This window comes from Aeromonas aquatica, assembly GCF_000764655.1.
Classification (GTDB): domain Bacteria; phylum Pseudomonadota; class Gammaproteobacteria; order Enterobacterales; family Aeromonadaceae; genus Aeromonas; species Aeromonas aquatica.
The window spans coordinates 1-4,610 of record NZ_JRGL01000100.1; the positions used below are offsets into that span (position 1 = coordinate 1).

Here is a 4,610-nt window from a genome sequence, read left to right on the forward strand (position 1 = left end):
GTATAAGCGTATGCCGATAGAGGATGTTTACACACTGATAGTTAATGGTGATATACCGGAAGAGCATGAAATAGGGGGGAATACCCTGATGCGATTCCATAAGGCAATCAAAGACTTCTTCGAGTGGTTAGTGGATGAAGATGAGGATGCTGGTATCGCCACGAATCCAGCCATTGGATTTAGTTTCAAATTTAAAGAATCTGATACCCGCACCAAGTTCTCTAACGAAGAGGTTAGACAGTTTGAAGCTTTTGCATTGGCGCAGAAGGAACCATGGAAAAAATGGGTCATTCTTCTTGCTATCTATACAGGTGCACGACTTGGTGATATCAAAAAGATAATGTCCCATGATGCCAAGGCGGAGCTTTTGGAAGATTCAAGTGTTAAATACTACCGAATCAAGCATGGAAAGACCAAAGCTGCGATTAGAAATATCCCCATACACAAGAAGTTGTTAGATTATGGCCTTTTGAATGCTCTGGAAAAACCGATGCTCACAAGTCACGTTAGTAACTATTTCCCTCGTTGGCGCGAGAGTCTTGGTATCCCAGATTCAGATATCAATGATTACAACAGAACCTTCCACTCTTTCAGGCACTCTTTCAAATCGCAGGCAGCTACTACGATTAAGGACTCAAGAATCGAGGATGCTTTGATGGGGCACGAATCCAGCGGGAGTGCGGGTGATAAAGTGTACCTCACATATAATATATCCGTGCTGAAAGAGGCTATTGATAAGGTTCATTATGATTGATGTGGGTTTTTAAGGTGCTAAGGGTATGATTGGTTAGTTAATTTAATGAGGGATGGTTGGTATGAAGTTTGTTAGAATTTTATCGTTGCTGGTTGTGAGTTTAATTATGTCTGGTTGTGGTCCGTCAATTGATGCGTTGAGTGAGACTGTGCGCAATTCAATGCAGCAACAATTTGATACAAATGAGCAGTTTAAATCTTATGGACTGAAGGCCGAAAAGGTCACGCTGATTCACGAACAAGATAAAAAATACAAAGGAGCTGCATCGGTTGTACTTAATGGTAAGGCGCATGAAGTGATAATTTCGGTTACTGCCGATGGCAATAACGTTATCTGGGAGGCGCCTCCAGGCTCCTTCATGTTCATAGCTCAGATTGAAATGCAAAAAATATTAAATTCTTCTCAAGAAGATGTAAGCCTGACACAGGCTGAACAAGCTGAATTTGACAGGCAGGTTGCAGTTGAAATGGAGAAGATTAGGGAGCAAGCCAAAATTGAGTATGAAAAAAATATGAAAGAGCTAATGGGCAAATAATAGCCAATGCAATCCTGATTAGGGGGTTCTGATGGGCGAGGGATTTGCAGTCGTGCGGGTGGGCCGATATAGCGTTGGTGGTTGGTGGTAGCAGGCCGTTGCAGGAGGGGTAAAGAGGATAATCAAAACCATTAGCACCACTGGCAGGGCTTGGGAAAGCCAAAGTTACCTGTGGTGCGGGATGTATAGCAAACAAGTAACATCATTGTTTTTAATGAAAAGAAATCATTTAAAAACAATGATTTAATTGTACTTAATTGTTCTTTGGCCTTTTCTCGGGATTGGCTGCACGGGGAGAGGTTTGACAAGGTTTTGAAGGGATTGGGGGGTTCTGCATCGACCCAGCCCTCCTTTGCTGCTCTGGCCCCACAGGATACGCTGCTAGGGCTTTCGGCACGGCAGCCAACCCCATTTGGGTTGATTAGAAGTCGTTACAGGGGTCGTTATGAGTCGAATTATGGTTGTAATCTGGTCTGCGCTGCTGGTGGTTGGAGCTGCCGAAGCAAACGAAGGGAAAGCAAGCCACTACTGCTCTTTTGGTGAAGGGGTCGAGAAGGTTATCACCCTGAAGAACAACACCCTGACCTCTTTGGCTGCTGCGAGGGACATGTGCCCTGAGTATGTGGTGACAGAAACCAAAAGGGATGAAGAAGCTTACTGCAAATTGGAGCTGAAGAATGTTGTCAAAGTGTTCAACCACAAATATGAGTGTGTTTACAAATGACACCCTTGTGTTTTTGAATCTGCCTCCTCTTTCGGCACCTACAAGAGCAAGTCTTAGCATCGTATCTTGTTGCTGTGAAGAGCTTCAAACATATCTCACAAGGGAGCTGGTATATCATGTCAACACCCCTTGTTCAGGTGGATGTTGTACGACTCCAGAAGTTGCTTGGAGATAATGCCCTTTTCTTGGTCTGTTACATCACCCATTGTCAGACCCTTCTTTGTTAGGGCTTGCTCAAGCGACCATAAAGATACGTTGGAGTTGGCGTCACCCTTGAGGGTCACCACTTCTTCTAGTCTGGCCTTGTGAAGGTCTAGCAACTGGCCTTGGAGCTTTCCCAACTGAGATTCTTGTCGGTGAATATCTCGCAATCCTTGGTAGACGATATCTGTGAGATTCATGTCACTTCCTCTTCTTCAAATCGAAACTAACGGTTGTAATCCCCCGAACAGAGCTGTTACCTACCGAGAGGTCTACCGTGTAGGTCTTCAGGAAAGCGGGTAGATGCTGGAGCAAACTGTTCGTACTGTAGAATCTGGCAACTAATCGCTTGGCTGTTGGGATGCTTAAGTCGCTGCCCATGGGTACATCGAAGGTTTGGAATTCTTCCATATTGATATGTCCTTATTAAATAAATGTGATAAAAATTTATAAAAATAAAGAGCCCGAAGCAGGGGCTCTCTATGGAGTATAAAAGGAGTGAAATATACTGCTGTTACAATAGTGATACCGGATGGTCTCACCGAAAGGCTTAATGACTGCCTTGTAAATTCACTAGAAACTGATTAGCAGTAAACTTACAGGGGAGTATAAGTTCCTTTATCTGTTCACCCTATCTTGGTTCACTTTTTCTTTATTATAGATGCCTTGTAGGTATCTTGTAACAAGAAGTAGATAGAAGAAATGGAAGTAGGTATTTTTTAAAATACTTATAAGATTAAATAATAATATTTTAAAAGAAATACCAAAGCCCCTACCCCATGGGACTATCGTCCTATGAGGATATCTCCCATACTCAGAGCCCCTACAACTGAGTTGGTGTATAGCCAGTGATGAGGTGCAAGCCCCAACTCCAAAGCTAAACCGAGATGATACGTCGAGTGATTTAGTACAAAGAAAACAGAAATTCTCTCGGAACCCAAGAAGGTTCAAGAAAGGACTTGTGTTTTCTCTACTGTCTACACAGGTTAACACACTTAATCACAGATGTAAATAAAAATGTTTGCATTCTCTTATGGTTAGTGCTAGCAGCTAGCAATCACACATAACCCCCGATTGAGTGTCTACGTGCTTGGCATCTACGAGTATCCCCTCTGTCAATTGGTCAAAATCTCCGGCTAGGTAATTAGCCCTTTATAGATACGTAGGAAAGCTCCTGTATCATCCTGTGCGGCATTTTAATTGATTGCAAATACCAACCCAGCCAAATCAACGCGAAATGGCACATAGGGCTTCTTGTGCGATATTATGAGGGGTTTGTCACTTGGATGTATCGGAACGTTCAGAACCACTGGTAAGGTTCGGTGCTGGTGGAGAGGGAACCGCTGTAGTTCCCCCATAAACCGCTGTAGTTCCCCCATAAAAGGTATCAACCAGCGTTCTTGATGCGGGAGATAGTGCTGCGAGCTGCCCCTGTTACTTTTTGAATCTCAGTGTACGTCATACCTTTGCCAAGTAGTGTCAGAACCTTATCCCGCAGGTCTGTATCAGGTTGGCGACCTTTGAACTTGCCTTCTTGCTTCGCCTTCTCGATACCTTGCCCCTGTCTGCGGCGGCGGTCGTCGTAATCTTTGCGGGCCACTGCGGCGAGCATGTCCAACATCATGGAGTTGATTGCAGTAAACATCCGAGTAGTAAACTCATCACCTTGGTTTGTCATGATGTGGCTGGTGGGTAAGTCAAGTGCAACAACCTTGATGCCCTTCTCGGACATGATGGCGCGGAGTTTGTCCCAGTCAGAGGACGACAACCGTGAAAGCCTGTCCACCTGTTCAATCAGAAGCACATCACCGGATTGGGCCACATCTAACAGTCGGAACAGTTCGGGGCGTTGCAAGCTGGCACCGGATTCATTCTCAACAAACCAAGCGATGTTGGTCAGACCCTTGTCCTTGGCGAACTCTTCCAGCGACGCCTTGGCTCGGGTGCCGTCTTGCTCAGTAGTCGATGCCCTCAGATAACCGAAAACTCTCATGTAACTCTCACTTGGTAGCGTTTAGGTTATTCCATTTTATAGGTATCATTTAAGTTGTTCCAGTGGTGTTTTTGGTATCGTATCGGGGCAGTTTGTTTGGTAGTGATGGGGTATACGCTATTGCTACTGCGAAGGGCTCACTAGGCGATATCTCAATTGAACCCCTAATTGTGAACATAACAGCTTCTGTGTACCTGCTTGTGCCCTGTGTCACATAAATATTGCGGACATTCAATTACCCTGCATGAATCTAGTTTATGGATGTTCAGAATGGTCAGAGAAAGTTATATGAACAAATCAAGAGTCACTTGGCGTATTGTATCAACGCTTTCAATCGTTTTTTTGCTTGTATCAAATTTGCTTTCGATAACAAATGAAAAGTTTCACAATACCTTATATGACC

At 44.2% G+C, this 4,610-nt stretch carries 5 protein-coding genes; 3 read left to right on the forward strand and 2 right to left on the reverse strand.

The window, feature by feature from the left end:
- From LG30_RS22400 to LG30_RS0111910, 3 genes are all read left to right on the forward strand, one after another.
- Positions 1 to 754, forward strand: a 754-nt coding sequence (locus tag LG30_RS22400) for a site-specific integrase (RefSeq protein WP_033130929.1), incomplete at its 5' end; no start/stop codon positions are given.
- Positions 755 to 815: 61 nt separating this feature from the next.
- Positions 816 to 1,289 (forward strand): hypothetical protein, encoded by a 474-nt coding sequence (locus tag LG30_RS0111905; RefSeq protein ID WP_033130930.1) that lies wholly within the window; start codon positions 816 to 818, stop codon positions 1,287 to 1,289.
- A 445-nt stretch (positions 1,290 to 1,734) separates the two neighbouring features.
- Complete coding sequence (locus LG30_RS0111910) at positions 1,735 to 2,013, forward strand: hypothetical protein (protein ID WP_152599237.1); 279 nt, start codon at positions 1,735 to 1,737, stop codon at positions 2,011 to 2,013.
- A 119-nt stretch (positions 2,014 to 2,132) separates the two neighbouring features.
- On the opposite strand, the gene LG30_RS0111915 is transcribed toward LG30_RS0111910, so the two are convergent.
- Both LG30_RS0111915 and LG30_RS0111925 read right to left on the reverse strand, forming a co-directional pair.
- Entirely contained in the window at positions 2,133 to 2,414 is a 282-nt protein-coding gene (locus LG30_RS0111915) for a hypothetical protein (RefSeq protein WP_033130932.1), read from the reverse strand.
- Between the two features lie 1,187 nt (positions 2,415 to 3,601).
- The gene (locus LG30_RS0111925) at positions 3,602 to 4,207 is read right to left on the reverse strand and encodes a recombinase family protein (RefSeq protein ID WP_033130934.1); all 606 of its coding nucleotides are present in this window, start codon (positions 4,205 to 4,207) and stop codon (positions 3,602 to 3,604) included.
- Positions 4,208 to 4,610: the final 403 nt, after the last annotated feature.

Coding starts and splice junctions, on each gene's coding strand:
- LG30_RS0111905 (WP_033130930.1), top strand. CDS start 816: ATGAAGTTTGTTAGAATTTTATCGTTGCTGGTTGTGAGTTTAATTATG.
- LG30_RS0111910 (WP_152599237.1), top strand. CDS start 1,735: ATGAGTCGAATTATGGTTGTAATCTGGTCTGCGCTGCTGGTGGTTGGA.
- LG30_RS0111915 (WP_033130932.1), bottom strand. CDS start 2,414: ATGAATCTCACAGATATCGTCTACCAAGGATTGCGAGATATTCACCGA.
- LG30_RS0111925 (WP_033130934.1), bottom strand. CDS start 4,207: ATGAGAGTTTTCGGTTATCTGAGGGCATCGACTACTGAGCAAGACGGC.